Origin of the sequence: Protofrankia sp. CiP1_Cm_nod2 (assembly GCF_920664355.1) — a bacterium.
GTDB lineage: Bacteria > Actinomycetota > Actinomycetes > Frankiales > Frankiaceae > Protofrankia.
In genome coordinates, this window is sequence record NZ_CAKKTL010000114.1 from 7,127 (window position 1) to 10,156 (window position 3,030).

The window sequence follows — 3,030 nt, forward strand, 5'->3', positions numbered from 1 at the left end:
CGTCCACGGGCAGGACGCCGGCTAACGCGGTCGGAGGGCGGTTCCAGTGGACCGCCTCGGGCCTGCGGGTGCTGCGCTGGCCGGCCCTGAGCGGACACGCCGTGGACGCCTTCGTCACGACCCGCGACGGCGGGGTGTCCATGGGCCGCTACGCCTCGCTGAACCTCGGCCTGCATGTCGGGGACGACGACGCGGCTGTGCTGGCGAACCGGGCGACGGTGGCCGCCGCGCTCGACGCGGACCTCGACGACTTCGTGTTCTGCGAGCAGGTCCACCGCCGCGACGTGGCCGTCGTCACCGACGAGCACCGCGGCCGGGGCGCCCGCTCGGCCGCGGACGCGATACCGGCGACCGACGCGCTCGTGACCGCGGTGCCCGGTGTCGTCCTCGCCGTCCTGGCGGCCGACTGTGTCCCGCTTGTCCTGCACGACCCGGTGGCCGGTGTCCTGGCCTGCGTGCACGCCGGCTGGGGCGGGACCGTCCGCGGGGCCACCCCCGCCGCGGTGACGGCCATGCGCCAGCTCGGCAGCGACCCGCGTGACATCGTCGCCTGCGTCGGGCCGGCCATCCAGCCCGACCGCTACCAGGTCGGCGCGGACGTCGTCGACGCGGCCCGCACCGCCTTCGGTGACCGGCTCGACGAGGTGGCGCGGCCCGACGGCACCGGCCGGTGGGCCTTCGACCTGTGGCGGGCCAACACCCTGCAGCTGGTCGCCGCGGGTGTACCGGCAGGTCAGGTGCACGTCACCGCCATCGGCACCGGCGGTCCGGGCACACCGTTCTTCAGCCATCGGGCCGGCGGCCCGTGCGGCCGGTTCGCCGCCGTGGCCCGGCTGCGCGGCAAGGACCAGCCGGTCCAGCCGCGCGGAAAGGACCGCTCATGACGGTGTCACCCCCGCGCGGGGAGAGCTTCCACTACGTCGGCTACGACATCGACACGTCCCGTAACCGGCTGGTGTGCCGCTACCGGCTCGACGGGCGGGACTTCCGCGAGGAGATCACCTTCCCCGGCGGCGGCGCCTGGGACGAGCCGGCCGCCGCCGAGACGGCCCGGCTGATATTCCTGCTGGCCGCGGTCTCCTACTACAAGTCCGCCGCCCCGCCGGTGGTCGACCTCGGCGACACCGCGGTGACGGACATCGAACGCGCCTTCCTCCGCGAGTTCTACCTGGACGGCCTGGGCGAGTTCGCCTACCGCAACAACCTCGACCTCTCCGGCCTGCGGATCGTCGGCCCCCGGCTGGAACGGACGGCGCCGGTGGCGTTCAGCCCGCGGGAGAGCCGGCCGCTGGTGCCCTTCGGCGGCGGGGTGGACTCCATCGTCACCGCGGAGCTCCTCCGGCCGCTGGCGAAGGACCCGGCGCTGTTCGTGGTCAACCGGCCCGGGGACCGCTTCGACGCCATCGAACGGCCCGCCCGCGTCACCGGCTTCCCGGTCGTGCGGGCGGAACGGCTCATCGACCCCCAGCTGCTGCGGTCGGCGGAGCTCGGTTTTCTCAACGGGCACGTCCCGGTCACCGGAATCCTCTCGGCGATCGCGCTCCTGGCGGCCGTCCTGGACGGGCGGGACGCCGTGGTGATGTCCAACGAGTGGTCCGCGTCGGTGGGCACCATCGAGGTCGACGGCCGGTCCGTCAACCACCAGTATTCCAAGAGCGAGGCGTTCGAGAACTCCCTGCGCTCGGTGCTGGCGGAAACGCTGGCCGGCGGCCCGGACTACTTCTCGCTGCTGCGCCCGTTCACCGAACTGTGGATCGCCCGCCGGTTCGCCGCGCTGCCGCAGTACTTCGACCATTTCCGCAGCTGCAACCGTGCCTTCCACATCGACCCGGCGCAGCGGCTGGACAGGTGGTGCGGCCGGTGCGACAAATGCTGTTTCATCGACCTGATTCTCGCTCCCTTCATCGCCGAGCCGGCGCTGCGGCAGGTGTTCGACGGCCGCGAGCCGCTGGCCGACGTGACACTGCTGGGCCGGTTCCGCACCCTGCTGGGGCTGTCCGCGGACAACAAGCCCTGGGAATGCGTCGGTGACATCACCGAGTGCCGGGCCGCCACCGCGCTGGCCGCCCCGCGGGCTGACCGGGCCGGCTCCGCCGTGCTGGCCGCGCTCGGCCCCCTGCCCGAGGAGCCCGCGCCCGAGAAACTGCTCGTCCCCCATGGCCGCCACTTCGTCCCGGACCGGTATGCGCCCGACGATCTCCTGGTCTGACCTGCGCGGCCGCGCGGTCGGCATCTACGGCCTGGGACGCGAGGGCGAGGCCAACCTGCGGGCCTGCCTCGCCCGGGGGATCGACCCGGTGCTCGTCGACGACGCCCCCGGCCGGGCCCACGTCGACGGCAGGCCGCTGCTGACGACCGCCGCCGGCGGGTTCGACGCCCTCACCCGCTGTGACGTCGTCGTCAAGACGCCGGGGATCTCCCGCTACGGCGAGACCGTGCGGGCCCTTCAGCGGCGCGGCATCCCGGTGGTCGGCGGGGTGGGCCTGTGGCTCGCCGAAGCCGACCGCTCGAAGGTGCTGTGCGTGACCGGCACCAAGGGCAAGAGCACCACCTCGGCGATCGCCGGGCACCTGCTGACCCGGCTCGGCTACCGCTGCCTGGTCGCGGGCAACATCGGCCTGCCGCCGCACGACCCACAGGCCGGCGGCGACTATGACTTCTGGGTCGTCGAGATCTCCAGCTACCAGGCGGCCGACCTGGCCTGCTCCCCGCCGGTGGTCGCGCTGACCTCCCTGCATCCCGATCATCTGCCCTGGCACGACAACGACCCCGAGACGTACTACCGCGACAAGCTGTCCGCCTGCTCGCAGCCCGGCGCCGAACTGACCGTCGCCAACGGCGACAGCGACCTGATCCGCGCCCACCGGCACCTCCTCGGCCCGAAGGTGCACTGGGTGCACGCCGACGACGGCTCCGCCGACATCGCCGGCCCCGCCCGCCCGGTTGGCCCCGCCAGCCCGGTTGGACCGGTTGGACCCACCAGCCTGGTTGATACCGCCAGCCCGGTTGATACCGCCAGCCCGGTTGATA

3 protein-coding genes are annotated in these 3,030 nt (G+C 73.3%); all 3 read left to right on the forward strand.

The window, feature by feature from the left end; translation table 11 throughout:
• On the forward strand, nt 1–884 hold an 884-nt coding region (pgeF, locus tag NBW84_RS13945), incomplete at its 5' end, for a peptidoglycan editing factor PgeF (protein WP_250285161.1).
• Entirely contained in the window at nt 881–2,209 is a 1,329-nt protein-coding gene (locus tag NBW84_RS13950; protein WP_250285162.1) for a hypothetical protein, read from the forward strand. The genes pgeF and NBW84_RS13950, both read left to right, overlap by 4 nt.
• Nucleotides 2,157–3,030 (forward strand): Mur ligase family protein (locus NBW84_RS13955; RefSeq protein ID WP_250285163.1); only part of this gene is annotated, 874 nt, incomplete at its 3' end. The genes NBW84_RS13950 and NBW84_RS13955, both read left to right, overlap by 53 nt.